This window comes from Acholeplasma laidlawii (assembly GCF_015709225.1).
Lineage (GTDB): Bacteria > Bacillota_I > Bacilli_A > Acholeplasmatales > Acholeplasmataceae > Acholeplasma > Acholeplasma laidlawii_A.
The window spans coordinates 1-397 of sequence record NZ_JADNRS010000039.1; the positions used below are offsets into that span (position 1 = coordinate 1).

The window sequence follows — 397 nt, forward strand, 5'->3', positions numbered from 1 at the left end:
TACCTGCTACTGATGCAAATGGTGTTCAAATTTCATGGGCATTCAAGAATGCTGATGATCCAAACAATGCATTATTAAACTTAACAAATGGTGCTGTTACAATGCCTGATGAAGGCTTAGCTACAGTTACTGTTATTGCTACATTCCAATCAGGTTCAGTAACTGATACTAAAGAAATTTCAATGGTTGTTGGTTTACCTGCAGTTTCAACTATTGCTCAAGCATTAGCTAAGACTTCTGGCTATGTAAGAATCCATGCAACAGTATTAGGTTACTCTGCAAATGATACAATCGTTGTATTTGACGAAACTGGCTTTATTGCAACATTCCACAACGCTAAAGACGTAGACTTAATTGCTCTTGTTGGTAAAGAAGTTGAAATCTTAGGTCAACGTGG

General features: G+C 37.0%; 1 protein-coding gene. It reads left to right on the forward strand.

The window, feature by feature from the left end; genetic code table 11:
- The coding region (locus tag IY230_RS04065; protein ID WP_196370046.1) for an immunoglobulin-like domain-containing protein at window positions 1-397 on the forward strand (397 nt) is incomplete at both ends.